Source organism: Pseudomonas sp. KB_12 (genome assembly GCF_052114545.1).
Lineage (GTDB): Bacteria > Pseudomonadota > Gammaproteobacteria > Pseudomonadales > Pseudomonadaceae > Aquipseudomonas > Aquipseudomonas brassicacearum.
The window spans coordinates 1-15,814 of the sequence record NZ_JBFREY010000041.1 but is presented as its reverse complement, the minus strand read 5'-3'; the positions used below and the strand labels follow the sequence as shown (position 1 = coordinate 15,814).

20 protein-coding genes are annotated in these 15,814 nt (G+C 59.3%); 12 read left to right on the top strand and 8 right to left on the bottom strand.

Annotated elements, in window-relative coordinates; genetic code table 11:
- Nucleotides 1–26 precede the first annotated feature (26 nt).
- Nucleotides 27–974, top strand: a complete 948-nt coding sequence (locus AB4Z20_RS24730) for a LysR substrate-binding domain-containing protein (RefSeq protein WP_258690746.1) — start codon at nt 27–29, stop codon at nt 972–974.
- 10 nt (nt 975–984) lie between these two features.
- Here AB4Z20_RS24730 and AB4Z20_RS24725 read toward each other — a convergent pair whose 3' ends face one another.
- From AB4Z20_RS24725 to AB4Z20_RS24715, 3 genes are all read right to left on the bottom strand, one after another.
- Nucleotides 985–1,833 carry a nickel/cobalt efflux transporter gene (locus AB4Z20_RS24725; RefSeq protein WP_442090766.1) on the bottom strand — a complete coding sequence of 283 codons (849 nt, stop codon included), beginning with the start codon at nt 1,831–1,833 and terminating at the stop codon, nt 985–987.
- Nucleotides 1,834–1,840: 7 nt separating this feature from the next.
- Nucleotides 1,841–2,128, bottom strand: a complete 288-nt coding sequence (locus tag AB4Z20_RS24720; RefSeq protein ID WP_442090764.1) for a metal-sensing transcriptional repressor — start codon at nt 2,126–2,128, stop codon at nt 1,841–1,843.
- 249 nt (nt 2,129–2,377) lie between these two features.
- Entirely contained in the window at nt 2,378–2,653 is a 276-nt protein-coding gene (locus AB4Z20_RS24715) for a hypothetical protein (RefSeq protein WP_442090762.1), read from the bottom strand.
- Between the two features lie 510 nt (nt 2,654–3,163).
- Between AB4Z20_RS24715 and AB4Z20_RS24710 the strand changes: the two genes are divergently transcribed.
- From AB4Z20_RS24710 to tal, 7 genes are all read left to right on the top strand, one after another.
- Nucleotides 3,164–3,334 carry a YhfG family protein gene (locus AB4Z20_RS24710; protein ID WP_003199786.1) on the top strand — a complete coding sequence of 57 codons (171 nt, stop codon included), beginning with the start codon at nt 3,164–3,166 and terminating at the stop codon, nt 3,332–3,334.
- Entirely contained in the window at nt 3,334–3,933 is a 600-nt protein-coding gene (locus AB4Z20_RS24705) for a putative adenosine monophosphate-protein transferase Fic (protein WP_442090760.1), read from the top strand. The genes AB4Z20_RS24710 and AB4Z20_RS24705 overlap by 1 nt, the downstream gene beginning before the upstream one ends.
- Nucleotides 3,934–4,075: 142 nt before the next feature.
- Entirely contained in the window at nt 4,076–4,747 is a 672-nt protein-coding gene (locus tag AB4Z20_RS24700; protein ID WP_442090759.1) for a metallophosphoesterase, read from the top strand.
- A 220-nt stretch (nt 4,748–4,967) separates the two neighbouring features.
- Nucleotides 4,968–5,210 carry a hypothetical protein gene (locus AB4Z20_RS24695; RefSeq protein WP_024616335.1) on the top strand — a complete coding sequence of 81 codons (243 nt, stop codon included), beginning with the start codon at nt 4,968–4,970 and terminating at the stop codon, nt 5,208–5,210.
- Nucleotides 5,200–5,484, top strand: a complete 285-nt coding sequence (locus AB4Z20_RS24690) for a type II toxin-antitoxin system RelE/ParE family toxin (RefSeq protein ID WP_024616334.1) — start codon at nt 5,200–5,202, stop codon at nt 5,482–5,484. Before AB4Z20_RS24695 ends, AB4Z20_RS24690 begins: the two co-directional genes overlap by 11 nt.
- A gap of 82 nt (nt 5,485–5,566) precedes the next feature.
- Entirely contained in the window at nt 5,567–6,553 is a 987-nt protein-coding gene (dusA, locus tag AB4Z20_RS24685) for a tRNA dihydrouridine(20/20a) synthase DusA (RefSeq protein ID WP_442090756.1), read from the top strand.
- A gap of 178 nt (nt 6,554–6,731) precedes the next feature.
- The gene (tal, locus tag AB4Z20_RS24680) at nt 6,732–7,658 is read left to right on the top strand and encodes a transaldolase (protein WP_214508920.1); all 927 of its coding nucleotides are present in this window, start codon (nt 6,732–6,734) and stop codon (nt 7,656–7,658) included.
- 203 nt (nt 7,659–7,861) lie between these two features.
- Here the strand turns inward: tal and rssC are convergent, their stop codons facing one another.
- The 3 genes from rssC to AB4Z20_RS24665 form a co-directional block, all read right to left on the bottom strand.
- Nucleotides 7,862–8,344, bottom strand: coding sequence for an anti-sigma factor antagonist RssC (rssC, locus tag AB4Z20_RS24675; RefSeq protein ID WP_018609990.1), 483 nt, complete (start codon nt 8,342–8,344; stop codon nt 7,862–7,864).
- A complete protein-coding gene (rssB, locus tag AB4Z20_RS24670) occupies nt 8,344–9,525 on the bottom strand; it encodes a two-component system response regulator RssB (RefSeq protein WP_210643695.1) in 1,182 nt (393 codons plus the stop codon). The genes rssC and rssB overlap by 1 nt, the downstream gene beginning before the upstream one ends.
- 346 nt (nt 9,526–9,871) lie before the next feature.
- The gene (locus AB4Z20_RS24665; RefSeq protein ID WP_092344347.1) at nt 9,872–10,561 is read right to left on the bottom strand and encodes an MlaA family lipoprotein; all 690 of its coding nucleotides are present in this window, start codon (nt 10,559–10,561) and stop codon (nt 9,872–9,874) included.
- A gap of 202 nt (nt 10,562–10,763) precedes the next feature.
- Here AB4Z20_RS24665 and AB4Z20_RS24660 point away from each other — a divergent pair, with 202 nt between their 5' ends.
- On the top strand, nt 10,764–11,384 hold the full coding sequence (locus AB4Z20_RS24660) for an HAD family phosphatase (protein ID WP_214508919.1): 621 nt from the start codon (nt 10,764–10,766) through the stop codon (nt 11,382–11,384).
- 109 nt (nt 11,385–11,493) lie between these two features.
- The gene (locus AB4Z20_RS24655) at nt 11,494–11,757 is read left to right on the top strand and encodes a DUF4404 family protein (protein WP_214508918.1); all 264 of its coding nucleotides are present in this window, start codon (nt 11,494–11,496) and stop codon (nt 11,755–11,757) included.
- A 186-nt stretch (nt 11,758–11,943) separates the two neighbouring features.
- Here the strand turns inward: AB4Z20_RS24655 and queF are convergent, their stop codons facing one another.
- Both queF and copI read right to left on the bottom strand, forming a co-directional pair.
- Complete coding sequence (gene queF, locus AB4Z20_RS24650; RefSeq protein WP_013692631.1) at nt 11,944–12,774, bottom strand: NADPH-dependent 7-cyano-7-deazaguanine reductase QueF; 831 nt, start codon at nt 12,772–12,774, stop codon at nt 11,944–11,946.
- Nucleotides 12,775–12,835: 61 nt separating this feature from the next.
- Complete coding sequence (gene copI, locus AB4Z20_RS24645) at nt 12,836–13,381, bottom strand: copper-resistant cuproprotein CopI (RefSeq protein WP_442090752.1); 546 nt, start codon at nt 13,379–13,381, stop codon at nt 12,836–12,838.
- A gap of 157 nt (nt 13,382–13,538) precedes the next feature.
- Between copI and AB4Z20_RS24640 the strand changes: the two genes are divergently transcribed.
- Both AB4Z20_RS24640 and AB4Z20_RS24635 read left to right on the top strand, forming a co-directional pair.
- Nucleotides 13,539–14,219, top strand: a complete 681-nt coding sequence (locus AB4Z20_RS24640; RefSeq protein WP_253472965.1) for a heavy metal response regulator transcription factor — start codon at nt 13,539–13,541, stop codon at nt 14,217–14,219.
- On the top strand, nt 14,216–15,565 hold the full coding sequence (locus tag AB4Z20_RS24635; RefSeq protein WP_253472962.1) for a heavy metal sensor histidine kinase: 1,350 nt from the start codon (nt 14,216–14,218) through the stop codon (nt 15,563–15,565). The genes AB4Z20_RS24640 and AB4Z20_RS24635 overlap by 4 nt, the downstream gene beginning before the upstream one ends.
- Nucleotides 15,566–15,814 lie beyond the last annotated feature (249 nt).

Sequence of the window (15,814 nt, the reverse complement as noted above, 5' to 3'; positions counted from 1 at the left end):
CGAGCGCTCACAACGGGGATTCCGATATGCAACTCAAATGGCTGGATGACCTTCTGGCGATTGGCGAATGGAAAAATTTCTCCCGCGCCGCCGAGGTGCGTTGCGTGACGCAATCGGCCTTGTCCCGGCGTATTCGCTCACTTGAGGAATGGGTGGGCGTCAAGCTGGTGGACCGGGGCACCTACCCTGTCCAACTCACACCCGCGGGAGTCACCTTCTGCGATGAAAGCCGAGAGGCCCTCGCCGGATTACTGAGGTTGCGCTCGACGCTGCGCGACGTGGAACGAATGCCCGGACGCTCGATCCAGATCACCGCCGGCCACAGCCTGTCGATGACCTTCCTGCCCAAGTGGCTCTCGCAGTTCCAGCAACACAACGAACAGTTCAACGCCCGGGTGGTGGCCGCCAATATTCATGACGCCGTCATTGCACTGGAGGAAGGCAGTTGCGACTTGATGATGGTCTACCACCATCCGCTTGCGCCCATCCTGCTGGACCCCGAGCGTTTTGGCAGCCTGGTGCTCGGCCACGATGCGTTCATCCCCCTGTGCGCGCCCAACCGCAAGGGCGCCCCGCTGTTCCGCCTGCCCGGCCGTGCTGGCAAACCGGTCCCCTACCTCGCCTATACGGCAACGACATTCCTGGGGCGCGTGGCGGACATCGTCATCAACAACGGCCCTGAACCGATCGCGCTGGAGCGCTGTTATGAAGCGGACATGGCGATGCTGCTGATGCGCATGGCCATCGAGGGCTACGGCGTGGCCTGGCTGCCGCAGAGTGCGGTGGCCGACGAGTTGGAACGTGGGCTGTTGGTGCGGGCCGGTGGCGAGCAATGGAGCACGCGATTGGAGATTCGCTCGTACTGTGCGATTGCCAATCGCAACCCAACGATGCGTAAGCTGTGGAAGACCTTGGAAGGCGCTTCGCTGCAGCGGCCGGGCAGCGCACCCTCTGCGCCAGAAGGTGCGAACTGATCGGTGGAGGCTACGCGTTCAAGCCGATCCAGCCATGGATCCCCACGTAGAGACCGACGCCGATGATCAGCAGACTCGACAGGTAAGGTGCCCGGCGAGCAACGGTGCCCAACCAAGGCCAGCGATTGGAAGCCTGCCGTGCACCAATGGCCGCCGCCGCCCCCACGGTCACCAGGGTAATCGCCAGGCCGATGCTGAAGCACAGGACAAGCAGACCGCCCAGCGCGACTTCTTTGACTTGCAGGCACAGCAGCAGCACGGTAATGGCCGCGGGGCAAGGAATGAGCCCGCCCGTCAGGCCAAACACAATGATCTGGCCGGTGGTGACCTCCCGATTGGTGAAGCGCCTGCGGATATCGTTGGCATGTGCCTGCTCGTGGGCGTCCTGATAACCCTCCAGCGACAGCGCCAGGCCTTTGGGGTCGGGATGCCCGTGGTCATGTTCGTGGTGGTGATGATCGTGATCGTGATCGTGATGATGGTGGTCGTGACTTTGCGCGAACCTGAACATCTGCTCGCCGCGCCAGGTACGCCACAGCATCCACAGCGCGATGGCAATGATCAGCGCAGCGGATGCCAGTTGGAAATAAGGCTCGGTGGTTTCGGCGTCCAACCCCTGGCCCAGGTACATGCCGCCGATCGCGACCAGCCACACCACCGCAGTGTGGGATAGCGTAGCCGCCAAGCCCAGCAACACCGCCTGCTTGACCGAGCCCCGAATCGCCACGATAAACGCCGCCATCATGGTTTTCGAATGACCAGGCTCCAGGCCATGCAAGGCACCCAGCAAGATAGCGCTGGGGAAATACAGCCAGGCGTGAGTGCCACCCTGTTGCAGCAGTTCAGCAAAATTGGGCATGTCGGGCCTAGAGGTACTTGGTGATTTGTTTGAAAGCTTCCAGCGGCGCGCGCTCGCCTTTATGCAACGACGAAACGGTGTCCTCCAGGCAGTGATCGATGTGATCCTGGATCAACGTCCGCTTGGCCTGGCACACCGCTTTCTCCACCGCATGCAACTGCTGGGCGATATCCACGCACTCACGGCCCTCTTCGATCATCGTGATAATGCTGCGCAAATGACCGTCCGCGCGCTTGAGACGCTTGATGATCGCCGCATGGCTTTGGTGGGGATGTTCGTGGTCGTGCGCACTCATGGTTTGAGCCCTGGGTTTCGATGAATTTATGTCACCATCCTATCCCCCCAGGGAGGATACAAGCAAACCCATCAAAACGCCGCCGACGAACCTGTGGGAGCGAGCTTGCTCGCGATGACGGCATCACATCCAACATCCTCACCAACGGACCCACCGCTATCGCGAGCAGGCTCACTCCCACAGGATTGCAAACTGCACAGGGTGATGAGCAAGACAGTGCAGGCGACCTCGTGAGGTCGCCTACTTCCCTTACAGCGCCAAAACCTGCGCCTGCAGTCGCCGCCCAATCACATCCAGCAGATCACACCCATCGCGCAGGGGGATCGCTAGCACTTGGGCGAAATCATGGAGTATCACGGCGTCCGTACTGATGTCGGAACGCATGGCGAGGTTTTCCAGCAACTGGGTGACAGCAGCGATGCGGTAAGCAGCGGTGTCGTGCAGCACGTCCAGCGGCGCTTCTGTGTCGATCAGGAGCGCGTGGAAGTTGTTTTCAATACCGGTGATGGGCATGTAGCGGGTCATGAGGGGTTACTCCTGCGGGGATGGGAGGTCAGTGCCGGGTTGAAGATAGGGATGCCACTGATGAAGGACCGAATCCGGGGTCGGAATTCGTAGATTGAGCAGGAGGTTGTAATTGATGTAATGGAGGACAGATTGGATGAGGTTGAGATGATGCGTGCCTTGCGGACACGGTTTTAAAGCAATAGCAGTACCTTTTTTCATTGGGCGATCTCAGGATTAATTGAAAAAAAATCCCAGGCATTAGGGCTTCCACACCCTGCCGCTGAATTTGCAGCGACGGAGAGAACTTAACGCACGGGGTGATTGGGTGGATAGTCAGCGGGGAGCGACGCAGCTTGAGGGAAATTTCCGATGGGGGTGTCCGGCGATGGATTGGGCTGCGCAGCTAGGGGCGACAAGGACAAATCTCGAAACGAATGAGCGCTCAACGCTTTTCGTCCAGACCGCAACATAGGCCATGCCAACGGGATGGGCTATAATCGGCCAACCAACGCGATTGAGGTCCAGCCCATGGGCAATGTCAGCCTTGAAACCAAAAAGGCCTATGCCGCCAGGACGCGTAGATCCAACTACGCGGCTAGCCTCCGTCTGGAAGGTTTCAAAACGACCTTCGCCGACGGCGAACGCAAAATGCCAACGCGTGAAGAGGTCTTGAAGGCCTTTACCCAGACCAGAACCTGATGGCTGACAAATATGGAGTCGGCGAGGACGCTTATTGCTATCCCGGCTCCACGGTCCTTCGCAACAAACTCGATATCCGTGACGAACCGACCCTAAGCGAAGCCGAACAACAGCTCTCGGCCATCGCGGCGGACAACGTCGAATTCAGCCCTCCCCCCTACAGCCTGGCCTACCTTCAAAACATTCATCGAATCCTCTTTTCAGACCTGTTCGAATGGGCCGGAGAGCTGCGCACCGTTGGCATGTCCAAACAAGACACCCGCTTTTGCCAACCTGAGTACATGGAGAAGGAAGCCAATAAGATCTTTGCCAACATGGCGGCGGCAAACTGGTTCGAGGGCATGGAGCGGGCTGAGCTGATAGTCGCGGTGGCAGAGGCCTATTCCGACATCAACGTCGTACACCCCTTCCGCGAAGGCAACGGTCGTGCGCAACGCATCCTGTTTGAACACCTCATCATGAATGCCGGGTTTGAAATCAGTTGGTGGGGGATTGAGAAGGACGAGTGGATTTTTGCCAACATTGCGGCTTATAACGGCCTCATGGAGCCTATGGAGCAGGTTTTTGAGAAGTGTATCGGGCTGGCGATTCAAGCTTGACCGCACAACGTTATCCCCCGCTCACCGTCTTACTGTTTATTTCGCCAAGTGATACAGTCACCGCCAATCAACATCTGCTGAAGCACTGAAAATGTACAGGACGAGATCTTTCCCACCCAACAAAAAAGGTCGCGACTTTGTGGTGGGCGACATTCACGGGCATTTCAAACTTCTAACAGCAGCCTTAAACAAACTAGACTTCAACACTGAGCTGGATCGCATCTTTTCCGTGGGCGACCTCATCGACCGCGGCCCCGACTCCATAGACGTATTGAACTGGCTTGAGAAGCCTTGGTTCCACGCCATACGCGGCAATCATGAGCAGATGCTTATTGACTGCATCTCCGGCCATGGGGACATACCCCGACATATCCGAAACGGGGGTGCCTGGCTCTACGAGTTACAACCCGACATTCAGCAAGCACTATCAAAAGCCCTGAAAGCACTTCCACTGATCATTGAAATCAAACTTTCAAACGATCAAACAATTGGAATAGTCCATGCCGAAGCCCCTGTCATCCAAAATAACGATGGCTGGCAGGAAGCCAAAGACGCTATCACTGGAAGTTCTGGGGAGCCACATCAGCGGCACGCCTTGAAAACAGCGCTGTATGCAAGAGAGAAAATCGAGCAACAAGACCACACGTCCATCAAAGGCATAGACCGGCTCTATGTTGGGCACTCAACAGTACCCAGTGTTATACGCCTGGGCAACGTCGTTTATATCGATACCGGCTGCTCATTTTCCGACGGTGCATTGAGCCTGGTAGACATCCAAACCGAAACCATAATCAGCATAAGCATGGGCCAATGAGAATGGGGCAGTCTCATTGGCTTTGATCCTCGGTGTGAGATCAATGTCATGCCATTCCATATCCCACATTTACCCCCGGGACGGCGGCGTCTGTGAGGCTTTTTCAGATCAGCGCACGAGGGGAACAATTCACGTCGAGACACACCTTGCGACGGCCTGCTGATTCAAGCGCTCGGTCAACGGTGTAAGATGCCCGAAAACGTCGACCATCGAGGCTGCCATGTCCGGCATATCCCTGAATCTGCCCGAAGACCTATCGAACTCCCTCGCCGATCTGGCCAAGACCAACGGCCAAAGTGCGAGCTACTTGGCGATGGACGTTCTTCGCGACTTCATCGAACACGAAAAAGCGCTGACCACACAGATCGAACTTGCCGTAAAGGAAGCTGACCAAGGCAAATTTGCTACCGATGAGCAAGTGGCAGCGATGCGTGCTCGGCGCTGGAGTCAGAATGCAGGTTGAGTGGCTGGAAAAAGCACTCAAAAACCTGGAGGACGAAGCCAGCTATATTGCACTTGAAAACCCCAAGGCTGCTGACGACTTCTCCGAAGCGATCTTCGCCAGCGTAGACAAATTGGCTCAGTTTCCCGCAATGGGTCGAGAAGGACGAGTCAAACAGACGCGGGAATGGGCGGTCCCAAACTGGTCTTACCTGATTCCGTACCGCGTACACGGTGATCGCCTCCAAATCCTCGGCGTATTCCACACTCGACAACGCCCCCGCACCAACTGGTGAATCCGGCGCAATATTGCTCTCCCAACACCTCCTGCCCTTCCCTGATAAACTGTGCCATCCGCCTCGCTGATTCAGATTCCCAATGCCCCTACAAACTGCCCCGCTCTCCCGCCGCTTCTCCGTCGCCCCGATGATGGATTGGACCGACGCCCACTGTCGCTTCTTCCTACGCATCCTCTCCAAGCACGCCCTGCTCTACACCGAAATGGTCACCACCGGCGCGCTACTCAACGGCGACCACGAACGCTTCCTGCGCCACCACCCATCCGAACACCCGCTAGCCCTGCAACTGGGCGGCAGCGTCCCAGCCGACCTGGCCGCCTGTGCCCGTATGGCCCAGGAGCACGGTTACGACGAGGTGAACCTCAACGTCGGCTGCCCCAGCGATCGGGTGCAGAACAATATGATCGGCGCCTGCCTGATGGGGCATCCAGATTTGGTGGCTGACTGTGTGAAGGCCATGCGCGATGCGGTGTCGATTCCGGTGACGGTCAAGCATCGCATCGGGATCAATGGGCGGGACAGTTACGAGCAGTTGTGTGAGTTTGTCGGGACGGTGCGTGAGGCCGGTTGCACGAGTTTTACCGTGCATGCGCGGATTGCGATCCTGGAGGGGTTGTCGCCGAAGGAGAATCGCGATATCCCGCCGCTGCGTTATGACGTGGCTGCGCGGTTGAAGGCGGATTTCCCGGAGTTGGAGATTGTGCTCAACGGCGGGATCAAGACGCTGGAGGCGTGCCACGAGCATTTGCAGACCTTCGACGGTGTGATGCTGGGGCGCGAGGCCTATCACAACCCGTATCTGCTGGCCGAGGTGGATCAACAGCTGTTTGGCAGCACCGCGCCAATCATCACCCGGGCCGAGGCGCTGGCGCAATTGCGGCCTTATATCGCCGATCACCTGGCCGCTGGCGGGGCGATGCATCACATCACTCGTCACGTGTTGGGCCTGGGCACCGGGTTCCCGGGGGCGCGGCGGTTTCGGCAGTTGTTGTCGGTGGACATTCACAAAACCAAGGATCCATTGGCGCTGCTGGATCAGGCGGGGCAACTGCTGGAAGGGCGTTAACCGTCACTTGCTTTGAACCTGCGCGCTGTTTTGGCATCGTATCTACCGATACCGCCCCGGCCTTTCAAACAGCCGTTTTCAGGTTGTTGCCGCTGGGGCCCGTCGATACCCCTTCACGCCCTTGAGTGGCTGCCGGCCCTCGGGTAATGTCAACGGACCCATAGGACAGAGCACGCTCATGACTTCCAAGCTGGAACAACTCAAACAGTTCACCACCGTTGTGGCCGATACCGGCGACTTCGAGGCCATCGCCCGCGTCAAACCCGTGGACGCTACCACCAACCCTTCCCTGCTGCTCAAGGCCTCGGCCATTCAAGGTTATGCCGAGCAGCTGAACGCCTGCGTGGCGGACTGCAAGGGCGATGTGGGCCTGGCCAGCGACCGTTTTGCCGTGGCGGTCGGGCAAGAAATTCTGAAAGTGATCCCTGGGCGTATCTCCACTGAAGTGGACGCGCGCCTGTCGTTCGACACCGAGGCCATGCTCAAGCGTGCGCATCGCCTGATCGATCTGTACGACAAGGCCGGCATTGGCCGCGAGCGCGTGCTGATCAAGATCGCTTCCACCTGGGAAGGCATTCGTGCCGCCGAGCAGCTGGAGCGTGAAGGCATCCAGTGCAACCTGACCCTGCTGTTCTCCTTCGCCCAGGCTGCCGCCTGCGCCGATGCCGGGGTGTTCCTGATTTCGCCGTTCGTGGGCCGTATCTACGACTGGTACAAGAAAGCCAATGGCAACGACTACACCGGCGCTGATGATCCGGGCGTGCAGTCGGTGACGCGCATCTACAACTACTACAAGGCCAATGACTACAAGACCGTGGTCATGGGCGCGAGCTTCCGCAACCTCAACCAGATCGAGCAACTGGCCGGCTGCGACCGCCTGACCGTCAGCCCGGACCTGCTGGAAAAACTGGCCGCCGACGAAGGCAAGCTGGAGCGCAAGCTGGCGCCAGGGCAAGCCGGGGAAGCGCGCTTGATCCTCAATGAAACGCAGTTCCGCTGGTTGTCCAACGAGGACGCCATGGCGACCGAGAAACTGGCGGAAGGTATTCGTCAGTTTGCCCGGGACCAGGAGAAGCTGGAGGCGTTGCTGCAAGCCAAGCTTTGAGCTGATTCACAAGGTATGCAAAAAGGGCGAACCTTGGTGGGTTCGCCCTTTTTTGTGCGGCTTGGCCTGAGGGATGTGGCGGATCGATAGACGCTATCGCGAGCAAGCTCGCTCCCACAGGTGATGCATTCCAATGTGGGAGCGAGCTTGCTCCGGGCGGCGTTCCGACGATGGGGCCGGTCTGCCTAAGCAAAACCCAGGGGTCAAGGCCCTTCCAGCGCATTCACCAGGTCATGGAAGGCTTCACGATTGGAGTCGTTGAGCCCCATCAGGATCTTGTGGGCTTCGAGCACCTTGATCCGCACTTCTTCTTCGGACTGGTCCTGGTCAGGCAGGTCGTCCAGGCATTCCGGGCACGGCACAGGGTCGCCCACGATGTTGAACACCTGGTCGAAGCCCATCGATTGCAGCAGACGGGTAATGTCGTTGTGGGTGGTGACGACTGTCGGCAGCAGGCCGACCTTCTGCCGCGACAGGATCGACAGTTTAGCCAGCAGGCCCAATGTGGTGCTGTCGATGCTGCGGGTTTCGGTCAGGTCGATCACGATGGCGCTGAAGTTCAGCGAGGTGAAGATCCGCTCAATAGTCGCATCCAGCGCCGAACACAGGGTCAGGCGCACTTCACCGACAAACTTCAGGACAAAGGTGCCGTCCTGCTCGGCGAACTGGATTCTACCGGTACTCATCAAAGGTTCCTGCTCAACACTAACAGGGCGATATCATCCGGCATCTCCCCGAGCGTGGCTAATCCAAACACTTGACGCAAGCCTTCCAGGCTGCCGCCCGCTGCACTCACCCGTTCAGGCAAGGCCGCTTCTTTCTCTTTGAGTGTAGGTTCTGTCAAAAGGTCCAAAATGCCATCAGACATCAGCGTCAGGCTGAATGTCGGCGGCAATTCCAGTACGTGGTCTTCGTAGGTGGCCTCGTTGAACAGGCCCACCGGCAAACCACGCCCTTCCAGGTAACGCACACTGTCTGGCGTATACAACACAGGCAAAGGCAGGTGACCGCCGATGCTATAGGTCAACAAACCAGTCTCCTCGTCGATGACTCCACCGACCATTGTGACGTGTTTGCCCAGCTTACAACTGATCAGGCCTCGGTTGATATGCCCAAGGACTTCAGAAGGCTTGAACTCTGGCAGAGTGCCATTGCGCTTGGACTCGAACAACAGGCGCGTGGTCATGAACTTCAACAGCACCGTGACGAATGCCGAAGAAGCGCCATGGCCGGAAACGTCCGCCAGGTAGAACGCCACTCGCCGCTCGTCGACCCGGAAATAGTCCACGAAATCGCCCGACAGGTACAACGACGGAATGATCTGGTGGGCAAAACGGAAACCGTCGACAGTCCAGGGGCTGACCGGCAGCATGTTCATCTGCACCTGGCGCCCGGCGTTCTGGTCTTCCTGCAACAGGTTCAGGCTGGCTTCCAGCTCGCGGTTGGCGGTTTCCAGCTTCTCGCGGTAGCGCTGGTTTTCGACCAACAGGCGCGAACGGTCCAAGGCCCGGCGCACCGAGTGCTCGAGCACCGCAAGGTCTTCAAGGGGCTTGATCAGGTAATCCGCCGCGCCCAGGCGCAACGCCTCGACCGCGTCGTTCATCACGCCCGCGCCCGAAACCACGATCACCGGAGTCTGCGAGGAAATCTCGGTGACCTGGCGAATGAGTTCGAGTCCGCCCATCTGCGGCATGCGCAGGTCGCAGATGACCAGGTCGGGCTTGTCTTGCTCGAATACCTGAAGACCCTGTTGGCCATTGCTGGCCTGCAGGACGCTGAAACCACTGTCTTCCAAGTAGGCTGCGAGACTGGCTCGCACCACTTCGTCATCATCGATTATCAGCAGCGTGGCACTGGTTTTTGGCATGTGGGCAAACGGCGCCAGAATTAGGTTGGCGTAGCGGGCTGGGCCGTCTGGCCTTGCACGCACTACTGGATTCGCTTTCTAGCCTCTCTGTCGTACCGGTTTCAGGCCTTTGCCCTACACACAACTACATCAGAGGTGCCCTTCTAAGGCGCAGACGGTACTCCCATCCGCGGGGCGTTTCAAGCTCAGGCAGATAGCCGCTTGCCGTCTTTATTTGTCAAAGTACAGAGAGTTATAAGAACCGAGCGAAGCGTAACTCAATGGAAGGATGAAACCCGCTCAAACACGACGCCAAAAGCACAGAAGGCGGCCTTGTGGGCCGCCTTCGTGGTTTTACAGGTCGGAATTAAAAATCGTCTTCGACCTGGCCATCCTTGACCTTGAATTCGCGGTTTTGCAGGTAGGCGTTGCGGATGAAGACATACTTGTCGCCGCTCACCATCTTCTCGGCCGACAACAGGCTGGCGCGGGTGTCGACGACGTTCAGGCCTCGAATGGAGTTACGCACCGAGACGTTATCGATATAACGATACGGGGCGGTGTAGTCATCGACCAGCTTGGCCGGCGCGTCACGCAGGGTGCTTGGCCCCAGCAGCGGCAGCATTACATATGGCCCGCTGCCCAGTCCCCAGTAGCCCAGGGTCTGGCCAAAATCTTCATCGCTGCGCTGCAGGCCCATCTGGGTGCCCACATCGAAAAAGCCCAGCAGGCCGAAGGTGGTGTTGAAGATCAACCGGGCGGTGTCGACCCCGGCAGCGGCCGGCTTGGCCTGCAGCACGTTGTTGGCCAGGTTGCCCACGTCACCGATGTTGCGGAACATGTTGTGAATGCCGTCTTCGAGGAACTGCGGCGTCACGTATTGATAACCCTGGGCCAGTGGCTTGAGCGCGTAGGTATCAATGGTGTCGTTGAAGGTAAAGATCGGACGGTTGATGCTTTCCCAAGGATCTTCTTCCGTGGCGGCCTGGGCGGCGAACGGAACCAGCACGACGCTGGCTGACAAACACAGCTGAGCTAGACGATGGCTCCAGCGCATAGGGGAAAACTCCTTGGATTAATCAGGCAAGGGCGCCGAGCCCAGGCGGTAAGGTGGCTAGTATAAGACGGAACGCGTGGATAGGCAGCACCGAAAAAACAAGTAGGCCGTAGGACGTTTCCACGACTGGCACCCTTCATTTCACTGTCACCGGACTGTCATCGAGGCCCTTTAGGCTGCAGGTTATTTCAAGGACGTTCCCATGCCCCGCGCCGAAGCCCTGCCCCTCCTCGCCCCCAGCCTGACCGCCGTACTGTTTGGCCTGAGCGGATGCCTGGTGGATTTCGGTGCACGCATCCGTCAACCAGGGGCAGCGCCAGTCGAGCATGCGCAGCCAACACCGGGCGCCCTGGAGAGCTTGCACCACCTGCAGCGCCAGGAAATTCCCTGCGCCTGGCTCGACGAACTGCCGCCTGCCGTCAGTCATGCCTTGGCGGCCTCATTGCCGACGTGGATCAAACCGCCGCAACTTCCAGCAACAAATAATCCTTGGCCAGCACCACATGCCTGCTGGCAGGCGCTGATGGCGCTGAACGTCCAGCAACTGGACGGTTGCGTGTTGGTCAGTGGCGAACCCCGGTTGTTGCAGTCAGGGCTCAACGCCGGTTTGTGGACCATCGGCCTGGCGTCCTGCGGCTCGCTGTGTGGCCTGGCGCCTGGCGAATGGCAGGCGCTGAGCCAACAGGAACGGGAAACCAAGCGCGCCAAGGCCACCGTGCAATTGTTCGGCCTGGGGGTGCATTCGGTGATCGATCACCTGGGCGAACTCGACACCTGTCTGGCGGACATCAGCCTGCGCCGACTCAAAGGCGAGAAGCCATGACCGGGATCATGCAGGGAGCGTGAGTGTGGATTACTCTTAAGGCAAGCCACGGACTTTTGACACACTGTCGCGGTCCATGGCTGTGCCTATCAATAAAGGGAGTACGCCAATGCCTGCCCGCGAATTGCAAGAACAGCTCAACAAACTGCGCGAGCAATTGGACCAGAATCCACCGCTTTCCGAAGTCGAGCGCGATGACCTGCACGCGCTGATGCAAAAGATCGAACTTGAGCTTGAGTTGGAAACCAAAGCACCGGACAACAACCTCGCCGACAATGTGAACCTGGCTGTCGAACGCTTCGAGGTGGAACACCCCACCCTTGCCGGGACCTTGCGCAACATCGTGCAAGCGTTGGGCAATATGGGGATCTGAACCCTTTAAATGCAAAAAGCCCTGCTGTCGCTAGCGGGGCTTTTTAGTTTCACAAAACTGAACCGCATTCCCTGTGGGAGCGAGCTTGCTCGCGATAGCGGTGTGTCAGCTGACATCAATGTCGAATGTACCGGACTCATCGCGAGCAAGCTCGCTCCCACAAGAGCTCACTTTCACAAGGAACGTTTATTGGCGGACCAGGCGGTGGTTGGGCAGTTGCACGTCTTCGGTGCTGCGATACGGGTTGATATCCAACCCGCCCCGACGCACATACCGCGCGTACACCGTCAGCTTTTCCGGCTTGAGCAAGCGCTGCAGGTCGAGAAAGATCCGCTCCACGCACTGCTCATGGAAATCCGAATGCTGGCGGAAGCTGACGATGTAGGCCAGCAGGCTGGCGGGGTCCAGGGCCGCGCCGCGATATTCCACCGCCACGCTGCCCCAGTCTGGCTGGCTGGTCACCGGGCAGTTGGACTTGAGCAAGTGGCTGTGCAGGCTTTGCTCGACGATGCGCGAAGCATCGCAACGCAGCAGTTCCGGGCGCGGGTGCGCGTAGGAGTCGACGCTGATGTCCAAATCGTCGATGCACGTACCGGGCAACGCCACGATGCCTTCACGCTCCACGTCCTTGAGGCTGCGGATCCGCACGCCCACTGCTTTGCCGGCAGCCGCCGACAGGTCCTGGCGCAGGGTCGCTTCCAGGCTCGCGGTATCGGCGAACGGGGTCTGGTTCAAGGAGTTGAGGTACAGTTTGAAGGATTTGGACTCGATGATATTCGGCGAATCCGCCGGGATCGCGAATTCACCGATGGCCACCACCGGCTTGCCGGACGGCAGCAGCCACGACAGCTCGAAGCAGTTCCAGAAATCCACGCCCTTGTACGGCAGGGTCTCGGCCGTCAGGCCCAGTTCCGCCCATTTCGCCGTGCGCGGGATCGGGAACAGCAGTGACGGCGTGTACGTGGCGATGTATTCGCTGGATTTGCCCAGCGGCGAATGTTCGGCTGCGGGATGCATGACGGAAACCTGACTGAAGAATCAGCCGATTCTATCAGCCTTTGCCGCAGCCTTTGAGTGCTTACTGACTGACTGTCAGGTCGCCCTTCATCCCGGCCTGGTAATGACCGGGGACATTGCAGGCAAATTCCAGCCGGGTAGCCTTGTCAAAAGCCCAGGTCAGCTCGGCGGACTTGCCCGGCTCAACCAGCACGCTGTTAGCGTCGTCGTGGCCCATCATGCGGTCTTTACCACCGTGCTCCATCGAGGCCGGATTCATCGAGGCATGGTCCATTCCCGGTTTCATCCCGGTGGGTGTCAACATGCCGCTCTGTTGCATCTTGAGCATTTCCTGCTGGTGTTGGGCATGCATCGCGGCGTTACCGAGGTTGAATTCGTGCAACAACTGGCCTTTATTGATCAGTACAAACCGCACCGTCTCGCCTGCCTTGATATCCAGCGTGCCAGGATTGAACGACATGTCGCCCATCACCACCTCGATGGTGCGACTGGCCTTGGCCGCCGGTGCGGGCTGGCCGAAATCAAAGTGCGCACCGGGCGATGCCCACAACGAGCTACTCAATACCCACGCGGAGGCGGCCAGGATCAGACGGTTTACCATCAACATGTTCATACTCCGACAAGGTAAGGTTCAACTTGCCCAAGACTCTAGATCGGTGCGGCTGCCAATTGACTGACAGTTGCATTACAACTCTGTCAGGTTGTGCCACGAGCCCGGCCGCCGCGGTATAACGCCCACGTTCAAACCATGCCCTGAGCTGCCCATGAAACTGCTGATCGTCGAAGACCAAACCAAAACCGGCCAATACCTGCGCCAGGGCCTGGGTGAAGCCGGGTTCAATGCCGACCTGGTGGCCGATGGCATCACCGGCCAGCAACTGGCCTTGAGCGGTGAATACGCCCTGCTGATCCTCGACGTGATGTTGCCCGGCCGCGATGGCTGGCAGATCCTGCAAGCTGTCCGTGGCGCCGGGCTGGAGACACCGGTGCTGTTTCTCACCGCGCGGGATGCGATACAGGATCGCGTACACGGCCTGGAGCTGGGCGCCGATGATTACCTGGTCAAGCCCTTTGCCTTTTCCGAGTTGCTGGCGCGGGTACGCAGCCTGTTGCGTCGAGGCAGTTCGACGCAACAGGAAACCAGCCTGCAACTGGCCGACTTGCGCCTGGACCTGATCCGCCGTCGTGTCGAACGCGGCGGCCGGCGCATCGACCTCACCGCCAAGGAATTCGCCTTGCTGGAAATGCTCCTGCGCCGCCAGGGCGAAGTGCTACCCAAATCGCTGATCGCGTCCCAGGTCTGGGACATGAATTTCGACAGTGACACCAACGTCATCGAAGTCGCGATACGACGCCTGCGAATCAAGATTGACGACGACTTCCCCAGCAAACTGATCCATACCGTGCGGGGCATGGGTTATGTGCTTGAAGAGCGCAGCCTGTGAGGCGGTTGTCGCTGAGCAGCCGCCTGGCGCTGCTGTTCGCCGCCTGCACCGCCGTGGTGTCATTGTTCGCCGGGGTGTTGTTCAGCCGTGGCAGCGAGGCGCACTTCATCGAACTGGACCAGCAACTGCTCGAAGGCAAGTTGATCGGCCTGCGCCGGGCCCTGCAAGACCTCGACGCTGAGCAGACCCAGGCGCGCCTGGAAGATGAATTGAGCCGCCAGGCCGACCTGGCGCTGCGCATCAAGGGCAGCGATGGTGTGCGCTGGTACGACAGCTCGATCCGGATTCCAGCGCAATTGCCAGAGCGGCCCGGCCTGTCGACCCTCAGCGATGCCGACACTGATTACCGTGTATTGAATGCGCCGCTGTATCCCGATCGAGCCAATTCGCCGCAGCTGACCCTGCTGCTGGACATCACCCACCACCAGCACTTCCTGCAACGCATGCAGCGCCTGATCTGGCTGACCGTCGGCCTCTCGGCCCTGGCCACCGCCCTGCTGGGTGCCTGGGCCGCCCGGCGGGCCTTGCGCCCCTTGCGGCGCATGGGCGCCATTGCCGGCAGTGTCTCGGCCCGCTCACTCAACGCCCGACTGCCCGAAGAGCAAATGCCCGCCGAACTGGCGGAATTGGCCCACAGCATCAACGCCATGCTCGGACGCCTCGACGATGCGTTTCAGCGGCTTTCAGCGTTTTCTGCCGACATCGCCCATGAATTGCGCACACCGCTGTCGAACCTGCTGACCCACACCCAGGTCACCCTCACCCGCGAACGCCCCTTGGAGGATTACCGCGAGGCGTTGCACAGCAATCTCGAAGAACTGCAATGGATGGCGCAACTGGTCAACGACATGCTGTACCTGGCCAAGGCCGACCACGGCTTGCTGGCGCTCAATCGTGAACCGCTGCGATTGGCCGAAGAGGTGGACGTGCTGCTGGACTTCTTCGCGCCGCTGGCCGAAGACACCAACGTACGCCTGAGCCGTGAGGGCGATGGGCGCATCGAGGGTGACCGCAACATGTTGCGCCGGGCGCTCTCCAACCTGCTGGACAATGCGCTGCGCTTCACCCCCGCTGACGGCGAAGTGCGGGTGCGCATTGTCGATGCGTCTCAAAGGGTGAGCATAAGCGTGGAGAACAGCGGCGAGGGGATTGCAGCGGACTTGCTGCCGCGCCTGTTCGACCGCTTCTATCGCGCCGACCCGGCCCGCCAGGAGGGCAGCAGCGAACACGCGGGCCTCGGACTGGCCATCACCCGCTCGATCATCCGCGCCCATGGCGGGCAGATTCGCTGTGAATCGGCCGATGGCTGGACGCGGTTCCTGATCGAATTGCCGAAGGGGGATTGAGCCCGACGCAACCCCTGTGGCGAGGGAGCTTGCTCCCGCTGGGCTGCGTAGCAGCCCCAAAAGCGTTTGGCCTGGATCAGGATCAGGAGCGCTTCGCACTCCAGCGGGAGCAAGCTCTCATCAAACAAAATCCATCCCCTTGTTCTTAAAGCTTTTTTAAGCCGCAACCAATCGGACACCCAACTTTGTAGCCTTGCGCTGCAAAGCTCTAAGCTGACGATCACGGCTTTTAGCCTCGTACTCGTCCAT

Bases quoted from the DNA above. Each gene is read 5' to 3' on its own strand.
- AB4Z20_RS24730 (WP_258690746.1), top strand. From the start codon at position 27: ATGCAACTCAAATGGCTGGATGACCTTCTGGCGATTGGCGAATGGAAA.
- AB4Z20_RS24725 (WP_442090766.1), bottom strand. From the start codon at position 1,833: ATGCCCAATTTTGCTGAACTGCTGCAACAGGGTGGCACTCACGCCTGG.
- AB4Z20_RS24720 (WP_442090764.1), bottom strand. From the start codon at position 2,128: ATGAGTGCGCACGACCACGAACATCCCCACCAAAGCCATGCGGCGATC.
- AB4Z20_RS24715 (WP_442090762.1), bottom strand. From the start codon at position 2,653: ATGACCCGCTACATGCCCATCACCGGTATTGAAAACAACTTCCACGCG.
- AB4Z20_RS24710 (WP_003199786.1), top strand. From the start codon at position 3,164: ATGGGCAATGTCAGCCTTGAAACCAAAAAGGCCTATGCCGCCAGGACG.
- AB4Z20_RS24705 (WP_442090760.1), top strand. From the start codon at position 3,334: ATGGCTGACAAATATGGAGTCGGCGAGGACGCTTATTGCTATCCCGGC.
- AB4Z20_RS24695 (WP_024616335.1), top strand. From the start codon at position 4,968: ATGTCCGGCATATCCCTGAATCTGCCCGAAGACCTATCGAACTCCCTC.
- AB4Z20_RS24690 (WP_024616334.1), top strand. From the start codon at position 5,200: ATGCAGGTTGAGTGGCTGGAAAAAGCACTCAAAAACCTGGAGGACGAA.
- dusA (WP_442090756.1), top strand. From the start codon at position 5,567: ATGCCCCTACAAACTGCCCCGCTCTCCCGCCGCTTCTCCGTCGCCCCG.
- tal (WP_214508920.1), top strand. From the start codon at position 6,732: ATGACTTCCAAGCTGGAACAACTCAAACAGTTCACCACCGTTGTGGCC.
- rssC (WP_018609990.1), bottom strand. From the start codon at position 8,344: ATGAGTACCGGTAGAATCCAGTTCGCCGAGCAGGACGGCACCTTTGTC.
- rssB (WP_210643695.1), bottom strand. From the start codon at position 9,525: ATGCCAAAAACCAGTGCCACGCTGCTGATAATCGATGATGACGAAGTG.
- AB4Z20_RS24665 (WP_092344347.1), bottom strand. From the start codon at position 10,561: ATGCGCTGGAGCCATCGTCTAGCTCAGCTGTGTTTGTCAGCCAGCGTC.
- AB4Z20_RS24660 (WP_214508919.1), top strand. From the start codon at position 10,764: ATGCCCCGCGCCGAAGCCCTGCCCCTCCTCGCCCCCAGCCTGACCGCC.
- AB4Z20_RS24655 (WP_214508918.1), top strand. From the start codon at position 11,494: ATGCCTGCCCGCGAATTGCAAGAACAGCTCAACAAACTGCGCGAGCAA.
- queF (WP_013692631.1), bottom strand. From the start codon at position 12,774: ATGCATCCCGCAGCCGAACATTCGCCGCTGGGCAAATCCAGCGAATAC.
- copI (WP_442090752.1), bottom strand. From the start codon at position 13,381: ATGTTGATGGTAAACCGTCTGATCCTGGCCGCCTCCGCGTGGGTATTG.
- AB4Z20_RS24640 (WP_253472965.1), top strand. From the start codon at position 13,539: ATGAAACTGCTGATCGTCGAAGACCAAACCAAAACCGGCCAATACCTG.